Origin of the sequence: Roseovarius sp. TE539 (genome assembly GCF_003298505.1) — a bacterium.
Lineage (GTDB): Bacteria > Pseudomonadota > Alphaproteobacteria > Rhodobacterales > Rhodobacteraceae > Roseovarius.
On record NZ_QNGB01000005.1, the window covers coordinates 1 to 18,085 of the forward strand.

Sequence of the window (18,085 nt, forward strand, 5' to 3'; positions counted from 1 at the left end):
GCCCAATTCGGGCGGCAGATCGCGCCACGGCGAGGCTCCCCGCGCCAGCCACAAGATCGCATCAAGGAAAAGCCGGTTGTCCGCCCCGGTCCGCCCGCGATCACCTTCCTTGCCAGGAACCAAAGGTCCGATGATCGCCCACTGCCTGTCTGTCAAAGTCCGTCTGCTCAAGATCGCCTCCCGTTTTTGATCTTGAATCAAACGAGAACCGATTTGGGAATCCCCTAAATGCAGACGCCGCCTAAAGCGCCGCGGCGTCCGCCGAGCCGCCACGCGACAGGATCTCGCGTTCCAGCGCGCGGGCGACCTGCGGATCAAAGTGATCACCGGCCTCCTCAAAGGCCGCAAACGCGTCCCAATCCATCACTTCGGACCACATGTAGCTGTAATATCCGGCCGAGTACCCATCCCCCGAAAAGACATGGGCGAAATGCGGCGTCGCGTGGCGCATCACGATGGCGTGCGGCATGCCGATACTGTCAAGCACCTCGCGCTGCCGCACCATCGGATCGGCGGGCGCCTCGTCATCGTGAAAGGCCAGATCAACCAGCGCCGAAGCCACGTATTCCACCGTCTGGAAGCCCATGTCGAAATTCGCCGCGGCAAGCACCTTTTCCAGCATCTCGGGGGGCATCGGTGCGCCGGTCTCGGCATGGGTTGCGAATTCCGACAGCACCTCGGGCACTTCCAGCCAGTGTTCGTAAAGCTGGCTGGGCAATTCCACGAAATCCCGCGCCACGCTGGTGCCGGAAACGGAGTCGTACGTCACGTCCGAAAGCATCTGATGCAGGGCGTGGCCGAACTCGTGAAACAGGGTGCGCGCGTCATCATAGCTCAGAAGCGCGGGATCACCCTTGGCGAAATTACAGACATTGATCACCACCGGCGCCTGCGTTTCGGGAAACCGCGCCTGCCCGCGCATCGCGCTGCACCACGCGCCGGACCGCTTGCCGGCCCTCGCGAAATAATCCGCGATGAACACGGCCACATGGGCGCCGTTGCGCTTCACCTCCCATGCGCGGCAATCCGGGTGATAGAGTGGCATGTCGACCGGCACGAAGGAGAGGCCGAAAAGGCGGTGCGCACAGGCGAATGCCGCCTCGATCATTCGGTCCAGCTGCATGTAGGGCTTGACGTCGGCTTCATCGAGATCGTGCTCTTTCGCGCGCCGTCTCTCGGCGTAGTAGCGCCAGTCCCAGGGCTCCAGCGGCCCGTTCATCCCGTCGGCCTGCAGCATCTCGGTCAGGGCTCGGGCATCCGCCTCGGCACGCGCCAGAGCCGGCTCCCAGACATCCATCAGCAGTTGCCGCACGGCTTCGGGTGTTCCGGCCATCTCGGTCTCGAGCTTGAAATCGGCAAAGCTGTCATAGCCCAGAAGCGCGGCCCGCTCGGCACGCAGTTCCAGGATTTCCGCGGCGATGGCGCGATTGTCGGTTTCCCCGCCAAGCGCGCCCCGTGCGACCCATGCGCGAAACGCCCTCTCCCTGAGATCCCGCCGCGGCGAAAACTGCAGGAACGGCACGATGAGAGAGCGCGACAGCGTGATCACCGGCCCGCCCCGCATCCTGTCAGTCCCGGCGGACCGCGCGGCATCGACGACGAAATCGGGCAACCCCTCAAGATCGCGCTCCTCCAGTTCCATGTACCAGCCGGTCTCGTCCGCCAGAAGGTTCTGGGTGAATCGCGTGCCGAGCTCCGCAAGCCGCGCCATGATCGCGCGCATGCGCTGTTCGGCCTCTCCTTCAAGCGCCGCCCCGGCGCGCCGGAAACGCCGATGGGTCAGCATCAGCAACCGCTCCTCTTCGGGGTCGAGCGCCAGTTCGTTCCGGCGCGCCCACAGGTCGGCCACACGTGCGAACAGGGCCTTGTTACAGTAAAGATCCGAAGTGAATGCCGCAAGTTCCGGGCTGAGTTCGCGCTGCAGGGCCTGCCGGGCCGGGTTGCTGTCCGCCCCGGCGAGGGTGAAGAACACCGATAGCACCTTGTCCAGGGCCCGGCCCGCGGCTTCCAGCGCGGCTATGGTGTTGGCAAATGTGGGGGAATCCCGATTGTCGGCGATCGCCGCCACTTCGGCGCGCGCCGCGCGCATCGCGGTATCGAAGGCCGGGGCGAAATGGCCGTCTTCGATCCTGTCGAAGGGCGCCATGCCGAACCGCGTGTTCCACGTCTCTAGCATCGGGTTGGTCACGGCTTTTCTCCCTTGTCTTGCGGGATGTCCGCACCACCCCCGCAGACCGGACAATCCGCGCGCGGCGACAGGCCGATAATGCGGGTCTCACCATAGAGCGTGTCATGGATCAGCATACGCCCGCGCAAGGGCCGCCCGGCCCCTGCGATCACCTTGACCGCTTCGGCCGCCATCATGGCCCCCATGATCCCCGGCAACGGCCCCAGAACCCCGGCCTCGGCGCAGGACGGGGCCAACCCTTCCGCCGGGGCCTGCGGAAATACGCACTGATAGCACGGGGCGCCCCGCGCCGGATCAAAGACGCTTACCTGGCCCTCCCACTGCGAGAGGGCCCCCGAAACCAACGGAATCCGGCATGCCACCGCGGCCGTGTTGGCGGTGTAGCGGGTGTCGAAATTGTCGGTTCCGTCAAGAACGAGATCATAGTCCGCAAAAAGCGTTCCGGCGATCTCCGGGGTTAGCCGCCGGTGATAGGGGCGCACCGCGATGAACGGGTTGAGCGCCCGCATCGCCGCGGCGGCCGAATGGCATTTCGGTGTGCCGATATCCGCATCGCGGTGGATAACCTGCCGTTGCAGGTTCGAATTCTCAACGTCGTCATCGTCGATCACGCCGATGGTGCCCACCCCCGCCGCGGCCATGTAGATCAGCGCCGGCGACCCCAGGCCGCCGGCCCCGATCACCAGAACACGGGCTTCGCGCAGGGCCTTCTGCCCCGGCCCGCCCAGTTCCCGCAGCACGATGTGTCGGGCGTACCGCTCCAGTTCGGTCTCCGAAAACCGGCCCCGTGGCGGGGCTTCGGACACTTCCGGCTCGTCGCCGCTGTTGGCCCGCGCCCGGAGACGGCGCAACCCTTCGCGGTAGACCAGCACGACGGCCGCGGCGCCGCCCAGCATCAGCCAGGGCGCGGCGCTCCCGCCGGTGGCCAGGCGCATCGGGTGCGGCGCGGGCAGGACCAGGTGCATCAGCACCACCGCCGCCCACAGCCCGCCGATCATCGCCCAGCGCAGACGGTGCGGCACCCCGGCAAGCGCCCCCACGGCCCAGAGCCCGGCAGCCATGACGAACACCAGCGCCATCAGGTCTGCCCCGTCGATCCGAACCCGCCATCACCCCGCGGCGTGGGATCAAGCGCCGCCACGACCGCGAACCGGGCCTGCACGACCGGCGCCACGATCATCTGCGCGATCCGCGCCCCGTGATCCACGTGAAAGCGCGCGTCGCCGGCGTTGGCAAGAATGACACCCAGCGGCCCGCGGTAATCGGCGTCGATGGTTCCGGGACTGTTGAGCAGCGTGATCCCGTGTTTCAGGGCCAGCCCCGAACGCGGGCGCAGCTGCAGCTCGAAACCTTCGGGAACCGCCAGCCGCAACCCGGTGGGCACCAGCGCCCGGGCACCCGGTTCCAGGGTCAGCCCCGCGCGGCCGCCAGGGGGGAAGTTGGCCCGCAGGTCGGCTCCGGCCGCGCCGCGGCTCTCGTAGGCGGGCAGGCCAAGCGAACGGTCAGCGCCATCTTCCCAGACGAATGAAACGGTAACCATCCCCTGCCCCTTCATCTTTCCCAAAAATACTCAGGTTCTCAGCCCAGGGTTTCCGCGATGCGGCCGGCCAGCCGGGCCGCCACCTCGTCCTTTGACATGCGCGGCCAGTCCTCGGTGCCCGAGCCGGTGATCAGGATGATGTCGTTCTCCGTCCCGCCCATGATTCCCGTCGCGGCACTCACGTCATTGGCCAGGATCCAGTCACAGCCCTTGCGCGCGCGCTTGGCGGTCGCGTTGGCAATCACGTCATCGGTTTCGGCGGCAAAACCCACAACGAGGGCAGGACGCTGCGCGCCCATGCCCGCCACGGTCGCGAGAATGTCGGGATTCTCCGCGAAATCCAGTGCCCCGATCCCGCCCGATCCCTTCTTGATCTTCCGTTCTGCCGTACCGCTGACATGCCAGTCGGCAACCGCGGCGGCAAAGACGGCCGCATCCGCAGGCAAGGCCGCCTCGACCGCGGCCATCATCTCGCGCGCGGTCTCGACCGCGATCACCTCGGTCCCCGCGGGCGCCGGCGCCGTCGCCGGCCCGGTGATGAAAACCACCTGCGCACCCAATGCCGTCAGGGCCCGGGCGATGGCGCTGCCCTGCACCCCGGAGGAGCGATTGGCGATGTAGCGAACCGGGTCGATCGGCTCGTGCGTCGGCCCTGACGTCACCAGCACCCGCCGTCCCGCAAGCGGCCCGCGGCTCAGGCGCGCACGGACCGCCTCGACGATCTCCGCAGGCTCGGACATGCGCCCCGGCCCGTATTCGCCGCAGGCCATGTCGCCCTCTGCCGGGCCGGCCAAGGTCACGCCATCACCCCGAAGCACGTCCAGGTTGCGCTGCGTCGCGGGATGCTGCCACATCCGAACGTTCATCGCCGGCGCGATCAGGACCGGCGTGTCAGTGGCCAGCAGCAGTGTCGAGGCCAAGTCGTCAGCGTGGCCATGGGCCATTTTCGCCATCAGGTCCGCCGTCGCCGGTGCCACGACGATCAGGTCGGCGCTGCGGCTCAATTCGATATGGCCCATCTCGGCCTCGTCCGTCAGATCGAAGAGATCCCGGAAGACCCGCGTGCCCGCCAGCGCCGACACCGACAGCGGGGTCACGAACTCCTCCGCCGCTCCGGTCAGGACAGGTGTGACACGGGCCCCGCGCTCGCGAAGGCGGCGGATCAGGTCAAGCGCCTTGAACGCCGCGATCCCACCGCCGATCACCAACAGAATACGTCTGTGCTCCAGCATCGCGCAGGGTCCTTTCCCGGCTGTCAGGGCAGTTCTAGGGCTCCTGTCGCCGGGTGGCAAGCACCGGACAGGCATGCACGGCCGGGACCACCGGCTAACGGAACGCTGCGCACGGGTCCGGCCGGTCCACGGCGGGTGCGGAACGAACCTCGTCGAACCTGCCTTCCAGCGCGGAACCGTTCTCCGTCTGTCCGATCACGCGAAGCTCCAGTTCGGGCGCCACCCGGTCGAGATAGACCGGAATACCCTGATCGCGCCGGGCGTGGCCATTGCCCGTGATCACGGTCACCGGCCCACCAGTGGCCGTCATCGCCAGCATGACCGCGCGCGCCAATTCCGCGTCCCGCAGTCTCTGTGCCGCCACCATTCCCGGCAACATGGCTTCGGGAAGGGCGTCGCAATGTGCCGTCATCTGCATTTTCTCGCGCTGACGCTGATCGTCATCGGCCAGCGGCCGGTCGAGGCCATAGCGCGCCGCATCACCGCCGAAGGCTGCGGCAACGCCATTCTTCATCGCCGCACGTGCCACGTCGCGGGGCACGCCGGCACCATACACAAGCGCGTCCGGCGCGGCCGCGAATATCGGGAAATACATGGAGAAGTCCGGCCAGCCGGTGTCTTCCCAGTTCAGCAACGCCGCAAGGTCGTCCTCGTCCTCCATCAGCCGTGGCGTCACACGCGCGGCCTGCGCCGGTGTCAGCATCTCGAAGACCAGCGCTTCCGGGTCAAGATCGGCGACGATGCGGGCCTGCTCTTCGTGGTGATGCGGATTGTCGTGGATTTCCCCGATGACGACAACCTGCTCGGCCCACGCGGATCCCGACAAAGTGCAAAGGACGAATGAAATCGCCTTCGACATTGCGGGAAACGTGGCGGCGGAGATCCTCATGCCAGCAGGTTCTGCACCTCTGCGCCCTGTCTTTCAAGGTGCCGCCGCATCTTCGCGAACGCCGCGGCTTCCAGTTGCCGCACCCTTTCCTTGCTCAGCGACAGTTCTTCGCCGAGACTTTCCAGTGTGCGTGCATCCTCGCGCAGTTTCCTTTCGCGCACGATGAACCTTTCCCGGTCGTTCAGCGCCTCCAGCGCATCGGCCAGCCAACCGCGCAACGCGTCCATGTCATGGTCACGTTCAACGAGTTCGTCGCCGCGGGCGCCCTCGTCCTCGATCGTCTCGATCCATTCGCGGCCCTCGTCCTCGGCCGATTGCGTCGCATTGAGGGAAAAATCCGAGCCGGACAGCCGCCCTTCCATCATTTCCACGTCACGCAGGGGCACGCCGACTTCGTGGGCGATCATTTCACGCAGCTGGTAACCGTCCAGTTCCTCGCCCTGTGCCATCGCCTCCCGTTCGATCCGCGCCTGAACACGGCGCATGTTGAAGAAGAGGGATTTCTGGCTCGACGTGCTTCCGGTCCGCACCATCGACCAGTTCCGCATCACGTAGTCCTGGATCGACGCCTTGATCCACCAGACCGCGTACGTGGAAAACCGCACCCCGCGATCGGGGTCGAACTTGTCTGCCGCCTTCATCAGGCCCAGCCCGGCCTCCTGGATCAGGTCGTTCATGGGCGCTCCGTAGCGCTTGAACTTCGCGGCCATGGATATCGCGAGGCGCATGTAGGCGTTGATAAGCCTGTGAAGCGCCTCCTCGTCGCGCTGATCGCGCCATGCATAGGCCAATTGCAATTCCGTCTCGGCATCAAGCAGTTCCGCTTTCATTGCCGTGCGCGACATCGAACTTGTCTGCGGTGCGTCGAGCGCCATTTTCACCCCCATCTGACGATGATTTCTCGCCGATCCTCTTTTGCAGTCTATCACGGAGTGTTACGCACACTTGATCAAACCGGATCAAAAAAGGAACGCGGCGATGCTGCCGGAACTTACGCTGGTGCTGGGCGGGGCAGCTTCTGGAAAATCGGCCTATGCCGAGACTCTGATCCACCGTACCCGCGGTGGCGCTGTCTACCTGGCCACGGCAGAAATCCATGACGACGAGATGCGCCGCAAGATAGACCGCCACCGCGCGGCCCGCGGCCCGGGCTGGAACACGATCGAGGAACCGCTCGATCCGGGCAAGAGGCTGGCGGAGATCGGCCCGGACCGTGCGGTACTTCTTGATTGTGCCACCATGTGGCTCAGCAATCACCTGCTGGCCGGCAACGATCTTGACACCGCCGAAGCCGCCCTGTTCGAGGGACTGGAGAGTTGTGCCGCGCCGGTGGTTGTCGTCTCCAACGAGGTCGGGCTTTCGGTCGTGCCCGAAAACGCCCTCGCGCGGCACTTCCAGCAGGCGCAGGGACGTCTCAACCAGGCGCTCGCGGCCCGGTCGGCACTTGTCGTGAATGTGGTGTGCGGTCTGCCGCAGGCTCTCAAGGGTCATTTGCCATGAGCCGTGTTTTCTGGGTGCGCCACGGGCCCACGCATGCCAGGTCAATGGTCGGCTGGTCGGACCTGCCCGCCGACCTGAGCGACGGCCCGGCGCTGGAAAGGCTGGCAGCGCATCTGCCCGCCGAAGCCGTCGTCGTGTCATCCGACCTTCTGCGCGCCACCGCCACGGCAGATGCCATCGCCGGCACTCGGACCCGCCTGCCGCACGAAACCGGCCTGCGGGAGATCCATTTCGGCGACTGGGAATTGCAGGCGTTCGATACCATCCCCGATCAGGACCGGCTGCGCGCCTTCTGGGATACGCCCGGCGACATTCGTGCCCCGGGCGGCGAAAGCTGGCACGAGGTGGTAGGGCGGGTCGGCGGCACGCTGGGACGGCTGCATGCGGCCTTCCCGGGGCGCGACATCGTTGCGGTCGCGCATATGGGGGTGATCCTGACCCAGGTTCAGGCGGCACTCGGTGTCGATGCCTTTACCGCCTTCAGTCATCGCATCGACCCACTTTCGGTCACCGAAATCCATCGCCACGGCAATGGCTGGACCGCTGCAGCAATCAATCACCGCCCGTAACCGCGGTTTTGGAAACCGATCAAGCAGCGGGACCAGGCACAGGCCGCTCTGGTCTTCTTCCCGGTGGAAATTGCCCACGCACCCGGCACGGGGCCCGTCTGTCGCGGGCGGTGCCGCCATGGTCACGGCCCGGGGGACAGGCAGGCACCCGGGGCCTCCGACCACGGGCCTCGGCGACCCGGTAAATTTCAGCAATCCCTACAGTCAGGTTGACCGGACTGTTCAATCCCCAGGGTCGGCCCTGCCAGCGCCGGCCTCCAGCGACGGATAACGGAGCCCGAGGGTGATACCGCGCGCCACGAACGAAACCAGCAAGGCCAGCCACAGACCGTCATTGCCCAATCGCGGCATCAGCAAGAGCACCGAAACGACGTAGATCACCGCACTCACCGCCATCATGTCACGCATGTCCCGGGTGCGCGTGGCGCCGATGAAAATTCCGTCCAGCATCCATGCGGCCAGCCCGATTATCGGTGCGAAAACCATGTATATCAGATAGTGACGCGCCTCTTCCTGAACTTCCGGCGCCTTGGCCATCACGTCGATGATCCAGCCGCCCGCGCCCGCGAAGGCGCCCGACAGCAGCAGCACGCAGCCCAACCCCCAAAAACTGCTGAGCAGCGCACTGCGCCGCAGCCGTGTCCGGTCGCGGCGCCCTGTCGCCTGCCCGACAAGCGTTTCGGCGCCAAAGGCGAACCCGTCCAGCGTGTAGGCCGTGATATGCAGGAATTGAAGCAAGACCTGATTTGCCGCCAGCGTGACATCCCCGAAATCACTTCCCAGAAACAGAAAGGAAATGAAGATCGCCTGCAACATCAGTGACCTCAGCAGTATATCCACATTGATCGACGCCATGTTGCGCAGCGCCGCCGCATCCAAGACCCGGGGCCAATCACGCCATGCCGGCACAAGAAACGCGTCCCGACACAACCAGAATCCCAGGGCCAGTCCGCCCCATTCCGCTATGAAGGTGGCCCATGCAACCCCTTCCACACCCCATCCCAGATGAAGCACGAACCATAGGTCCAGAAGGATATTCAGGCCGTTCATCAGAACCTGGATTGCCAGAACCGCACCTGTCCGCTCGAGCGCGATCAGCCACCCCGTCACGCCGTAGATGGCGATGATCGCCGGTGCGCTCCAGACCCTCACGCTCATGTACTCTCGTGCCAGGGCCTCGACGTCGGCACTGGCCGGCGACAGACGGAATGCTGTCGCGAAAACAAAGCCCTGTAGAAGGATCACGAGCGCCCCCCCACCAAGACCGATGATCAGCGAGCGGGTCAGCATGGCGGCCACTTCGCTGCTGTTGCCGGCGCCGTGCGCCTGGCTGGTGAGTCCCGTCGTTCCCATCCTGAGAAAGCCGAAGATCCAGTATACGGCCGTCAGGATCACCGCACCGATCCCCACCGCGCCGATTGGCGCGGCCAGCCCGATCTGCCCCACCACGGCAGTGTCAACGGCGCCAAGGATCGGCACCGTGGCATTGGAAATCACGATAGGAACCGCGATCCTCAGAACCCGGCCGTGGGTGACCACCGGCCCGGTGTCAACCATCCCGCCGGGGCATCAGGAAATGCCCGGTCGCTTGCGCGAACGGCCGCGCACGGTTGTCCTGCCACGCCTCGACCCGGACGCTGGCGTAACGCCGGCCCGACCGGTTGACATGCGCCCGTGCGTAGGCATCGCGCGGCAGGCCCGACCTTAGGTAATCCACAGTGAAATCAATGGTCTTGGGCAGTCGCGGCACCTTGCCCCCCGCCACGGCGGAGGCATCGAAGTTACCCGCTTCGATCTCTTCCCAAAGGACCGACCAGCTCAGCCCGATGATCGCGGTGATCTCAAGAAAGGCCGCGGTCGCTCCGCCGTGCAGCGCGGGCAGGACGGGGTTGCCGATCAGTTTTTCTGCATAGGGCATGATCGCCGTCAGTTCATCGCCACGGCGGTCGAATTCCACGCCCAGGAACCCGATATAGGGCACGCTGCTGACCAGGGCGCCAAGCGCGGCGTCGCGGCGCTGCTTGACTATCTGCACCGGGTCCGGTCGCGCATTGGCCATCGCTCAGTCATTCCCCATCGTGAACGTGCCTGTAGCGGTCGCCACGGGCCGTTCCGGATCGTCGTCAAGGGCACGTGCGCGCACGAAGGCGACGGAGCGGGTAACATGGTAACATTCGGCCTCCGCGCGGATGCACTGCCCCGGCACCGCGGCGCGCATGTAGTCGATCCGGAGGTCGATCGTGGCCGTCCCCCCCGGGCTGTCAGGATGACTGATCGCCGCGGCCCCGCAGCATGTGTCCATCAACGCCGAGACCGCGCCACCGTGAATCACGCCCGTTTCCGGGTCGCCGATCAGCTTCTCGTTGTAGGGCATGGATAATTCCGCGCGTCCGTCACCCATCGACCCCGGTACCATGCCGAGCGCCACCGCATGCGGCAAAGCCTCGATGAATTGCCTTTGAAAACCCTCGTTTTCCTTGTTCTTCGAGTCGGACACGCGAGAACCTTTCCTCTTGGTGGCAGCTTGGGGCCGGGCCACCTTTATTGGGCCTTGATTTCAGCTGTGCAAGTGATATCTGTTTTAGTTGCGAATAATTCTCAATTGCAGGAGAGTTGCCTGAAATGCCCACTCAGCCCGGCCTTGCCGCCCAAGCCACGCCGACACCATTCGTGGCGTCGGACCGTTTTGGCCCCTTTCGACTAAAGCGTCTGGCGGTCGCCGTCCTTTTGCTTGGGCTTGCCGTGTGGCCCGGCACCCTTGGCGAGCTGACCCGTGGTCTGATCGTTGATGCCTATGTCCAGGTATCGGCATTCGTCGCCGCAACGCTGCTGCTGTTTTACGGGGCCGAGCGGCTGTTCCGTTTCGACATTGGCACGGCGCTCAGGAATTCACGTGGATTCCAGGTGCCGCTGGCGGCGCTGATGGGGGCGACACCGGGCTGTGGTGGCGCAGTGGTCGTCGTGGCCGCATACACCTCCGGCAATGTCGGATTCGGTGCCGTTGTCGCAACTCTCACGGCGACCATGGGGGATGCGGCCTTCCTGCTCATCGCCACCCGGCCGGATGCTGCGATCGTGGTGCTGCCGCTGTCGTTTACGGTGGGCATTCTCACCGGCTGGCTGGTGGATCGCTTCCACCGCTTCGAGTTCGGTACTGATGGCAAAACATGCTCCGATATCGTCCCGCGCATCGGCCGGACGCGCCCCCAGGACTGGCTTTTCCTGCTCATCGCGATCCCCGGCCTTGTCATCGGCGTATCCCAGCTTGCGATGATCGACCTCGACGCGGTCTATGGAGATTGGCCGCTTGTCATCGGCCTCGCCGGCACTTCGGTCGGCGTCATGATCTGGGCCACCTCGCCGCTTCAGGCGATGACCCATCCCGGAGACGCACCGGTGACGCGCATGGCCGAGGAAACCAGCTTCATCTCGATCTGGGTCATCGCCGCCTACCTCGCTTACGACTACATGGTGGTGTTCACCGGCGTTGACCTGGAGGCGGCATTTTCCACGGTCGCGCCGCTTCTGCCACTCATCGCCATTGTCGTCGGTTTCATTCCCGGATGCGGCCCACAGGTTCTTGTGACAACGCTTTACATCAACGGGGTGATCCCCTTCGCCGCGCTTCTGGGCAACGCGATTTCGAATGACGGTGACGCACTGTTTCCGGCCATCGCCCTCAATCCGAAGGCGGCGGTCATCGCGACGGCCTATTCCGCTATTCCGGCCCTCATCGTGGCCTACGGCTTTCACCTGCTCGTGCCCGGCTTTCTTAACTGAGGGGTTTCCTTGCGCGCCGAAATGCGGCACCGTTGCCGGCAACGCCCTGCATGGCTGATCGCGGATGACATGGCCGAAACCCGCCTCACGCTGAAGGAGATGTGCGCGCAGTTCGACGTAACGCCGCGCACGTTGCGATATTATGAGTATATCGAGCTTCTGCAACCCGACCGGGAAGGGCGCCGGCGCCTGTACGGGCCGCGCGAACTGGCTCGCATGACCCTGATCCTGCGTGGCAGGAGGTTCGGCTTTTCGCTCGAGGATATCCGCCAGTGGCTTCTGATCTACGAAAAGGAAGGCACCGAAGCGCAGATGCGCAGTTGGCTGGAACTGGCGGACCGCCAGCTCGCGGAACTCGAAGAGCAGCGTATACAGATCGAAGACGCGATGGCCGAACTGAAACGGCTGCGCGACGAAACCGCCGGAACACTTGAGTGAAGCCCGGATCCCGGCGGGTCCGGGAAGCTCGGCCTGCCCTGCCGGGACGCGCTGTTCACAACATCGGGAAAGTGACGCGACGTACCTCTTACGTAAACGTCACTTCGTGTTGTATCCCGTTCCTGTCATACACAGGTTGATCCCGAAAACGGTGAAAACAGGCCAAGCCATGAGCGATGAATTTATGACAATACGGCAAATGTGCGATGCCTTCGACGTGACTCCGCGCACATTGCGTTTCTACGAGGCCAAGGAGTTGATTTCGCCCCGCCGGGAAGGCCAGAAGCGCCTTTTCTCCCGTCGCGACAGGGGGCGGCTCAAATTGATCCTGCGCGGAAAGCGCTTCGGGTTCAGCCTTGAGGAGATCAGGCAACTTCTTGATCTCTACCACGCCGGAGACCAGCAATACACACAACTCAGCCGCACGCGGGACCTCGCCACTCGAAGGCTGCACGACATGGAGGTGCAGCGCGATGAACTCGATTCCGCGATCAGGGAATTGCACCGGCAGATCGACTGGGTCGATCAAGTGATCGCGTCCATGCGCAAGACAAGCAACGCCGCGGAATAACTGCCGAGGTGAGGCGAAACCATACGTCAGGGGGAAGACCACAAGATGCCAAGCTACAGCCCGCCGATCAAGGATATGCAGTTCGTTCTGCACGACGTTCTCGGGGTATCCGAAGCCGATGTGCCCGGCTACGAGGAAATGGACCGGGAATTCACAGGCGCCGTTCTGGACGAGGCTGGCAAGATCGCGGCCGAGATCCTGGCCCCCCTGAATCCGGTCGGGGATGCAAGCGGATGCACTCTGGAAAATGGCACTGTCCACACCCCCGAGGGCTTCTCGGATGCCTTCGACAAGGTGCGGGACGGGGGGTGGACGGCGCTGGACTGTGACCCGGAGTTCGGCGGCCAGGGCCTGCCATACCTGATGAGTACGGCCGTGGGCGAAATGTTTTCCGCCGCGAACATGGCGTTCAACATGTATCAGGGCCTGACACACGGGGCTTACAACGCCATTCACGCCCATGGCACGGATGCGCAGAAGAAAACCTACCTTCCCAGAATGGTGACCTGTGAATGGGGCGGCACGATGAACCTGACCGAACCGCATTGCGGGACCGATCTGGGCCTCATCCGGACCAAGGCCGAACCGCGCGAGGACGGCACTTTTGCGATCACCGGGCAGAAGATCTGGATTTCGTCCGGCGAACACGACATGGTCGAGAACATCATCCACCTCGTGCTGGCCAGGATTCCCGGCAGCCCCGATGGCGTGAAGGGTATCTCGCTTTTCCTGGTGCCCAAGTTCCTTGTGAACGACGACGGTTCGCTCGGGGATCGCAACGATCTCGGTTGCGGGGGGCTGGAAGAAAAGATGGGCATCCACGGCAATGCCACCTGCGTGATGAACTACGACGGCGCCACCGGCTATCTGCTCGGTGAGGAAAATGCCGGTCTGAGCGCCATGTTCACGATGATGAACGAGGCGCGGTTAGGGGTTGGCCTGCAAGGCTATGCGCAGGGCGAGGTGGCCTATCAGAACGCACGCGATTTCGCGCTGGACCGCCTTCAGGGGCGTGATGTCACCGGTGAAAAAAATCCCGACGGCCCTGCTGACCCGATCATCGTCCACCCCGATGTGCGCCGCAACCTCATGGACCAGAAGGCTTTCGTGGAAGGGGCCCGCGCTTTCACCTTCTGGGGCGCCTCCCTGATCGACCGGGGCCACCGTGCCGGCGACGAGGACGCGGAGCGGATGATCTCGCTGCTCACGCCGGTGATCAAGGGGTTCCTCACGGACAAGGGGTTCGAAACCGCGGTGCTGGCCCAGCAGACACTGGGTGGATCGGGCTTCACGCGCGAATGGGGGCTGGAGCAATTCGTCCGCGACGCCAGGATCACGATGATCTACGAGGGGACCAACGGAATCCAGTCGCTTGATCTGGTCGGGCGCAAGCTGCCCCAGAAGGGCGGCAAGGCGATCATGGCCTTCTTCGACATGGTCAAGGAGTTCATCAAGGACAGATCGGGACAGGACGAAGATTTCGATACGCAGTTCCTCGATCCGTTGAAGACCGCCAGCAAGGATCTGCAGGCCGCGGCAACCTATTTCATGCAGAACGGCATGAAAGAGCCCAACAATGCCCTTGCCGGATCCTACGACTTCATGCACCTTTTCGGGCATGTCTGCCTTGGGTACATGTGGGCGCGGATGGCGCATGCGTCGCGCGCGGCGCTCGACGCGGGCCATGAGGACACCGGTTTCCATGAAACGAAGATCGCTACCGGCCGTTACTACATGGCGCGTCAGCTTCCGATGACAGCCACGCATCTTGCGCGCATCCAGACCGGGGCCGAACCGGTGATGGCACTGGATGCGGAACGTTTCTGAAGCCCGGTGGCCCGCGCTGCCGCAGCCTGACAAATTCGCAGGAGGAACAAGATGCCGAAACGCTTCCGGCTGACCCGCCGCTTCAATGCGGCGATGACCGAAGACGGATACCGGCGCCTGCGTCGCGTCGCACAGGAGGCGGGACTCGATGAAGGCGAGATGCTTTCCTTCGTCTTCGAGAATTTCGACAGCGTCATCGACGCCGACACGTTCGCGCACAGGCTGCGCATCTTCAACTCCGAACTCGACGCGCGCAAACGTTAGGGAGCAGGGTATGACATCGACATGGATGAATGACGAACACCGCATGCTGACGGATCTCGCGGCGCGCTTCATCACCGACGAATGGACGCCACATTTCGAACGCTGGCGAAAGCAGGGTGAAATGGACCGCGAGATATGGCAACAGGCCGGCAAGCTTGGTCTGCTCTGCCCCTCGATACCCGAGGAATACGGCGGCGCAGGCGGCGATTTCGGGCATGAAGCGGTGATCTGCATGGAACAGAGCCGCGCCAATCTCGCAAGCTGGGGCAATCCGATTCATTCCGGCATCGTCGCGCATTACATCCTCGCCTACGGCTCCGAGGAACAGAAACTGAAATGGCTGCCCCGGATGGTATCGGGGGACATGGTCGGCGCGCTCGCGATGACGGAACCCGCCGCAGGATCGGATCTGCAGGGGATCGGCACGCGTGCCATCCGCCACGGAAATGCATATCGCGTGTCGGGGCAGAAGACCTTCATCACCAATGGTCAACATGCCGACCTCATCATCGTTGCAGTCAAGACGGACCCCGAAAAGGGAGCCAAGGGCGTCTCGCTGGCCGTGGTCGAGACTGCGGCCGCGGACGGGTTCAGCCGCGGACGCAATCTGGAAAAGATCGGGCTGCATGCAGGGGACACATCCGAGCTCTTCTTCGACAATGTCGAGGTGCCGCCGGAAAACATCCTCGGACAGCAGGAGGGGCGCGGTTTTTACCAGATGATGGAGCAACTTCCACAGGAGCGGCTGATCATCGCCTGCGGCGCCCAGGGGGCCATGGAGGGCGCTGTTGACCGCACGATCGTTCACTGCAAGGAACGCGAAGCGTTTGGCGGGCCGCTCACACAGTTCCAGAACACCCGGTTCAAACTGGCCGAATGCCGAACCAAGACCGCCGTTTGCCGGGCCTTCATGGACGAATGCATCGCCGAACATATGCGCGGCGAGTTGAGCGTCGAAAAGGCCGCGATGGCGAAGTACTGGCTCACCGAGGCGCAGGGCGAGGTTCTTGACGATTGCCTACAACTGCACGGCGGTTATGGCTACATGGCCGAATACGATATCGCGGGGATGTGGGCGGATGCCCGCGTCCAGCGCATTTATGGCGGGACCAACGAAATCATGAAGGAACTGATCGCGAGGGCGCTTTGATGCGGCCGGCACCGGCGAAAGGTCCACCGTCCGGATGCCTCCGGCGGGAGTATTTGGGGAAAGATGAAACCGGCAGGTCCACCCTGTCCGGCGCGCGGGCCGACTGGCATCAGGCGCCGGAGCAGGGCTTCACCTTTCACGGTCATCGGCTCTCCAGCCTGTACCGCGCCGCCGATTCAAGCGCATTAACGTTAACGGCGCGTGAATCAAGACCGGCTTCATCTTTCCCCAAATACTCGAGTCCGACCCTGCCCAGAGGAGCCCAGCAATGACCATTACACTCCACTGCTTCGGGGAAAGCGGCAACGCCTACAAGGCGGCGCTGGCGCTGGAGCTGTCTGGTCTCGACTGGGAACCGGTCTTCGTCGATTTCTTCGGCGGCGAAACCCGCACGGATGATTTCCGCAGGGTCAATCCGATGGGAGAGGTGCCGGTACTGGTCGATGGCGACGTAACGCTTGCCCAATCCGGTGTGATCCTGATGCATGTCGCGGAGCGGACCGGCCGGTTCGGCGGCGCCACGCCCGGGGCCGCCCGCGAGGTGATGCGCTGGATGTTCTGGGACAACCACAAACTGAGCTCACAAGCGGGCATGGTCCGCTTCCTGATGAATTTCCTGCCCCGGGACAAGCGGCCTGCCGAGGTCATCACATTCACCAAGGCCCGTCTCAAGGCCGCCTACCGGGTACTCGACGCGCATCTGCAGAAACGAGACTGGATCGTCGGTGACGACGTCACCAATGCCGACCTGTCCTGTTGCGGATATCTGTTCTACCCGGAGCCATTCGGTTTCGAGCGGGCTGAATGGCCCGGTATTGATCGGTGGCTTGGAAACATCCAGAGCCTTCCGGGATGGAAACATCCCTACGACCTGATGCCCGGATCGCCAGCGGACCGGGCCTGAAAAAGGAGACGAAGATGAACCATGCCTACATTTACGACGCAGTGCGCAGTCCGCGTGGCAAGGGCCGCAAGGATGGGGCCCTGCACGAGGTAACGTCGGTTCGCCTGTCCTCGCATATCCTCGACACCTTGAAGGAGCGCAACAGCCTCGAGGGGCACGCCGTCGAGGATGTGATCTGGGGCAACGCGACGCAGGTCAAGGAGCAGGGCGGGTGCCTCGCACGAACCGCTGTCCTCGCCTCGGGTCTGGACGAGCGAGTTCCCGGACTGTCGATCAACCGTTTCTGCGCCTCCGGCATGGAGGCGGTCAACCTTGCGGCCAACCAGGTTCAGGCCGGCGCGGGCGAGGGGTATATCGCCGGCGGGGTCGAGATGATGGGCCGTGTGGCCATGGGAAGCGACGGCGCCGCGATCGCCGTCGATCCAAGTGTCGCGATGGAGTCGTATTTCGTACCGCAGGGCATTTCGGCCGATATCATCGCCACCGAATTCGGATTTTCGCGGGACGATGCGGATTCCTTCGCCGTGGAGAGCCAGAAACGTGCGGCAGCGGCATGGCAGGATGGGCGATTTGGAAAATCGATCGCCCCGGTGAGAGATCAGAACGGCCTTGCGATCCTCGACCGCGACGAGCACATGCGCCCCGGCACGGACATGCAGTCGCTGGGGGGTCTCGACCCCAGCTTTCAGCAGATAGGCGAGGTCATGCCGGGCTTCGATGCGGTGGCCAAGCTGAAATACCCGCATCTGGAGTCGATCAATCACATCCACCATGCCGGCAATTCCAGCGGTATCGTGGACGGTGCGGCGGGCGTGCTGGTGGGCAGCAAGGCGTTCGGCGAGAAATGGGGCCTGACACCCCGCGCGCGAATCCGCCAGACCACCAAGATCGGCACCGATCCCACCATCATGCTCACCGGGCCCGTGCCCGCCACCGAAAAGGCGCTGGCCGACAGCGGCATGGCAATATCGGATATCGACCTTTTCGAAGTGAACGAGGCATTTTCCTCGGTCGTGCTGCGCTTCATGCAGGCTTTCGATGTCGATCATTCGAAGGTCAACGTCAATGGCGGGGCCATCGCCATGGGCCATCCGCTGGGCGCCACCGGCGCGATCATCATCGGCACGCTTCTGGATGAACTGGAGCGCACCGGCCAGGGCACCGGGCTGGCCACGCTCTGCGTCGCCTCGGGCATGGGCGCGGCCACGATCATCGAACGCGTGTAAGGGGAGA

General features: G+C 64.0%; 20 protein-coding genes. 10 read left to right on the forward strand and 10 right to left on the reverse strand.

Annotated features, from left to right (window positions below):
- The 7 genes from DQW77_RS18770 to DQW77_RS04585 form a co-directional block, all read right to left on the reverse strand.
- A partial coding sequence (locus DQW77_RS18770; RefSeq protein ID WP_404947924.1) for a transposase occupies nucleotides 1–327 on the reverse strand: 327 nt, incomplete at its 3' end.
- Nucleotides 242–2,188: a M3 family metallopeptidase gene (locus DQW77_RS04560; protein ID WP_113257018.1), complete on the reverse strand. Its 1,947-nt coding sequence runs from the start codon at nucleotides 2,186–2,188 to the stop codon at nucleotides 242–244. The genes DQW77_RS04560 and DQW77_RS18770, both read right to left, overlap by 86 nt.
- Nucleotides 2,185–3,267, reverse strand: coding sequence for a HesA/MoeB/ThiF family protein (locus tag DQW77_RS04565; RefSeq protein WP_113257019.1), 1,083 nt, complete (start codon nucleotides 3,265–3,267; stop codon nucleotides 2,185–2,187). Before DQW77_RS04565 ends, DQW77_RS04560 begins: the two co-directional genes overlap by 4 nt.
- Complete coding sequence (gene dut / locus DQW77_RS04570; protein ID WP_113257193.1) at nucleotides 3,267–3,728, reverse strand: dUTP diphosphatase; 462 nt, start codon at nucleotides 3,726–3,728, stop codon at nucleotides 3,267–3,269. Before dut ends, DQW77_RS04565 begins: the two co-directional genes overlap by 1 nt.
- A gap of 38 nt (nucleotides 3,729–3,766) precedes the next feature.
- Entirely contained in the window at nucleotides 3,767–4,960 is a 1,194-nt protein-coding gene (coaBC, locus tag DQW77_RS04575; protein ID WP_113257020.1) for a bifunctional phosphopantothenoylcysteine decarboxylase/phosphopantothenate--cysteine ligase CoaBC, read from the reverse strand.
- Between the two features lie 94 nt (nucleotides 4,961–5,054).
- Nucleotides 5,055–5,819, reverse strand: a complete 765-nt coding sequence (locus tag DQW77_RS04580; protein ID WP_258523707.1) for a ChaN family lipoprotein — start codon at nucleotides 5,817–5,819, stop codon at nucleotides 5,055–5,057.
- 26 nt (nucleotides 5,820–5,845) lie between these two features.
- Entirely contained in the window at nucleotides 5,846–6,724 is an 879-nt protein-coding gene (locus DQW77_RS04585; RefSeq protein ID WP_113257194.1) for an RNA polymerase factor sigma-32, read from the reverse strand.
- A gap of 103 nt (nucleotides 6,725–6,827) precedes the next feature.
- Here DQW77_RS04585 and cobU point away from each other — a divergent pair, with 103 nt between their 5' ends.
- Together cobU and DQW77_RS04595 are read left to right on the forward strand one after the other, a co-directional pair.
- A complete protein-coding gene (gene cobU / locus DQW77_RS04590) occupies nucleotides 6,828–7,349 on the forward strand; it encodes a bifunctional adenosylcobinamide kinase/adenosylcobinamide-phosphate guanylyltransferase (protein ID WP_113257195.1) in 522 nt (173 codons plus the stop codon).
- Complete coding sequence (locus DQW77_RS04595) at nucleotides 7,346–7,918, forward strand: histidine phosphatase family protein (protein WP_113257022.1); 573 nt, start codon at nucleotides 7,346–7,348, stop codon at nucleotides 7,916–7,918. The genes cobU and DQW77_RS04595 overlap by 4 nt, the downstream gene beginning before the upstream one ends.
- Before the next feature lie 222 nt (nucleotides 7,919–8,140).
- Here DQW77_RS04595 and DQW77_RS04600 read toward each other — a convergent pair whose 3' ends face one another.
- Genes DQW77_RS04600 through DQW77_RS04610 form a run of 3 tightly spaced genes read right to left on the reverse strand, consistent with a single transcriptional unit; the run spans nucleotide 8,141 to nucleotide 10,415 of the window.
- On the reverse strand, nucleotides 8,141–9,475 hold the full coding sequence (locus tag DQW77_RS04600) for an MATE family efflux transporter (RefSeq protein ID WP_113257023.1): 1,335 nt from the start codon (nucleotides 9,473–9,475) through the stop codon (nucleotides 8,141–8,143).
- Nucleotides 9,468–9,977 (reverse strand): PaaI family thioesterase, encoded by a 510-nt coding sequence (locus DQW77_RS04605; protein ID WP_113257024.1) that lies wholly within the window; start codon nucleotides 9,975–9,977, stop codon nucleotides 9,468–9,470. The genes DQW77_RS04600 and DQW77_RS04605 overlap by 8 nt, the downstream gene beginning before the upstream one ends.
- A gap of 3 nt (nucleotides 9,978–9,980) precedes the next feature.
- Nucleotides 9,981–10,415, reverse strand: coding sequence for a PaaI family thioesterase (locus DQW77_RS04610; RefSeq protein ID WP_258523669.1), 435 nt, complete (start codon nucleotides 10,413–10,415; stop codon nucleotides 9,981–9,983).
- 125 nt (nucleotides 10,416–10,540) lie between these two features.
- Here DQW77_RS04610 and DQW77_RS04615 point away from each other — a divergent pair, with 125 nt between their 5' ends.
- The 8 genes from DQW77_RS04615 (at nucleotide 10,541) to DQW77_RS04650 (ending at nucleotide 18,078) form a co-directional block, all read left to right on the forward strand.
- Nucleotides 10,541–11,698, forward strand: coding sequence for a putative manganese transporter (locus DQW77_RS04615; RefSeq protein WP_113257025.1), 1,158 nt, complete (start codon nucleotides 10,541–10,543; stop codon nucleotides 11,696–11,698).
- Nucleotides 11,699–11,767: 69 nt separating this feature from the next.
- On the forward strand, nucleotides 11,768–12,136 hold the full coding sequence (locus DQW77_RS04620) for a MerR family DNA-binding transcriptional regulator (RefSeq protein WP_113257197.1): 369 nt from the start codon (nucleotides 11,768–11,770) through the stop codon (nucleotides 12,134–12,136).
- Between the two features lie 169 nt (nucleotides 12,137–12,305).
- On the forward strand, nucleotides 12,306–12,707 hold the full coding sequence (locus DQW77_RS04625) for a MerR family DNA-binding transcriptional regulator (protein ID WP_113257026.1): 402 nt from the start codon (nucleotides 12,306–12,308) through the stop codon (nucleotides 12,705–12,707).
- A 45-nt stretch (nucleotides 12,708–12,752) separates the two neighbouring features.
- Nucleotides 12,753–14,534, forward strand: coding sequence for an acyl-CoA dehydrogenase C-terminal domain-containing protein (locus DQW77_RS04630; protein WP_113257027.1), 1,782 nt, complete (start codon nucleotides 12,753–12,755; stop codon nucleotides 14,532–14,534).
- Between the two features lie 51 nt (nucleotides 14,535–14,585).
- Complete coding sequence (locus DQW77_RS04635) at nucleotides 14,586–14,798, forward strand: hypothetical protein (RefSeq protein ID WP_113257028.1); 213 nt, start codon at nucleotides 14,586–14,588, stop codon at nucleotides 14,796–14,798.
- 10 nt (nucleotides 14,799–14,808) lie between these two features.
- Nucleotides 14,809–15,948: an acyl-CoA dehydrogenase family protein gene (locus DQW77_RS04640; protein WP_113257029.1), complete on the forward strand. Its 1,140-nt coding sequence runs from the start codon at nucleotides 14,809–14,811 to the stop codon at nucleotides 15,946–15,948.
- Nucleotides 15,949–16,216: 268 nt separating this feature from the next.
- Nucleotides 16,217–16,852: a glutathione S-transferase family protein gene (locus tag DQW77_RS04645; RefSeq protein ID WP_113257030.1), complete on the forward strand. Its 636-nt coding sequence runs from the start codon at nucleotides 16,217–16,219 to the stop codon at nucleotides 16,850–16,852.
- Nucleotides 16,853–16,866: 14 nt separating this feature from the next.
- The gene (locus DQW77_RS04650; protein ID WP_113257031.1) at nucleotides 16,867–18,078 is read left to right on the forward strand and encodes an acetyl-CoA C-acetyltransferase; all 1,212 of its coding nucleotides are present in this window, start codon (nucleotides 16,867–16,869) and stop codon (nucleotides 18,076–18,078) included.
- Nucleotides 18,079–18,085: the final 7 nt, after the last annotated feature.

What these genes read in the sequence shown, in the direction of transcription:
- DQW77_RS04640 (WP_113257029.1), top strand. Translation starts at nt 14,809, where the DNA reads ATGACATCGACATGGATGAATGACGAACACCGCATGCTGACGGATCTC.
- DQW77_RS04580 (WP_258523707.1), bottom strand. Translation starts at nt 5,819, where the DNA reads ATGTCGAAGGCGATTTCATTCGTCCTTTGCACTTTGTCGGGATCCGCG.
- DQW77_RS04615 (WP_113257025.1), top strand. Translation starts at nt 10,541, where the DNA reads ATGCCCACTCAGCCCGGCCTTGCCGCCCAAGCCACGCCGACACCATTC.
- coaBC (WP_113257020.1), bottom strand. Translation starts at nt 4,960, where the DNA reads ATGCTGGAGCACAGACGTATTCTGTTGGTGATCGGCGGTGGGATCGCG.
- DQW77_RS04645 (WP_113257030.1), top strand. Translation starts at nt 16,217, where the DNA reads ATGACCATTACACTCCACTGCTTCGGGGAAAGCGGCAACGCCTACAAG.
- dut (WP_113257193.1), bottom strand. Translation starts at nt 3,728, where the DNA reads ATGGTTACCGTTTCATTCGTCTGGGAAGATGGCGCTGACCGTTCGCTT.
- DQW77_RS04625 (WP_113257026.1), top strand. Translation starts at nt 12,306, where the DNA reads ATGAGCGATGAATTTATGACAATACGGCAAATGTGCGATGCCTTCGAC.
- DQW77_RS04585 (WP_113257194.1), bottom strand. Translation starts at nt 6,724, where the DNA reads ATGGCGCTCGACGCACCGCAGACAAGTTCGATGTCGCGCACGGCAATG.
- DQW77_RS04635 (WP_113257028.1), top strand. Translation starts at nt 14,586, where the DNA reads ATGCCGAAACGCTTCCGGCTGACCCGCCGCTTCAATGCGGCGATGACC.
- DQW77_RS04600 (WP_113257023.1), bottom strand. Translation starts at nt 9,475, where the DNA reads ATGGTTGACACCGGGCCGGTGGTCACCCACGGCCGGGTTCTGAGGATC.
- DQW77_RS04650 (WP_113257031.1), top strand. Translation starts at nt 16,867, where the DNA reads ATGAACCATGCCTACATTTACGACGCAGTGCGCAGTCCGCGTGGCAAG.
- DQW77_RS04605 (WP_113257024.1), bottom strand. Translation starts at nt 9,977, where the DNA reads ATGGCCAATGCGCGACCGGACCCGGTGCAGATAGTCAAGCAGCGCCGC.
- DQW77_RS04595 (WP_113257022.1), top strand. Translation starts at nt 7,346, where the DNA reads ATGAGCCGTGTTTTCTGGGTGCGCCACGGGCCCACGCATGCCAGGTCA.
- DQW77_RS04630 (WP_113257027.1), top strand. Translation starts at nt 12,753, where the DNA reads ATGCCAAGCTACAGCCCGCCGATCAAGGATATGCAGTTCGTTCTGCAC.
- DQW77_RS04620 (WP_113257197.1), top strand. Translation starts at nt 11,768, where the DNA reads ATGGCCGAAACCCGCCTCACGCTGAAGGAGATGTGCGCGCAGTTCGAC.
- cobU (WP_113257195.1), top strand. Translation starts at nt 6,828, where the DNA reads ATGCTGCCGGAACTTACGCTGGTGCTGGGCGGGGCAGCTTCTGGAAAA.
- DQW77_RS04565 (WP_113257019.1), bottom strand. Translation starts at nt 3,267, where the DNA reads ATGGCGCTGGTGTTCGTCATGGCTGCCGGGCTCTGGGCCGTGGGGGCG.